Source organism: Mycobacterium angelicum (assembly GCF_002086155.1).
GTDB classification, from domain to species: domain Bacteria; phylum Actinomycetota; class Actinomycetes; order Mycobacteriales; family Mycobacteriaceae; genus Mycobacterium; species Mycobacterium angelicum.
Map to the genome: position 1 here is coordinate 1 of NZ_MVHE01000302.1, position 449 is coordinate 449.

Below are 449 nucleotides of genomic sequence, written 5' to 3' on the forward strand. Positions count from 1 at the left end.
TTTGTGGTTGGTGGTGATACGACGTCGTTGGTGGCGAATGTGGGTGGCACGGTGGGTGGGGTCTCGGTGCCGGTTTTCCATTTCCCTGCGGCGCCGGGGTTTGGGAATACGACGGATGCTCCGTCGTCGGGGTTCTTTAATTCTGGTGAGGGGAGTGCTTCGGGGTTTGGGAATATCGGCAAGACGGTGTCGGGGTTCTGGAACAATGGGTCGCTGGCTTCGGGGTATAAGAATGTCGGGGGCTTGTTGTCGGGGCTGACCAACATGGGTGAGTCGTTGTCGGGGGCGGGTAACACCAATGTGTTGGGTCTGGCGACGTCGGGTGTGGGGAATGCCGGGGAGAACTTGTCGGGGTTGTTCTTCTCTGGTGCCGGGGTGAGTGTGTTCAATGCGGGGTTGGCGGATGTGGGCACGGGCAATGTGGGGTTGGGGAATGTGGGGAGTTGGAA

At 59.9% G+C, this 449-nt stretch carries 1 pseudogene; it reads left to right on the top strand.

What is annotated here, in order from left to right:
- Nucleotides 1–30: 30 nt before the first annotated feature.
- Nucleotides 31–449: pseudogene (locus BST12_RS29500) on the top strand (hypothetical protein); the annotation flags it as partial.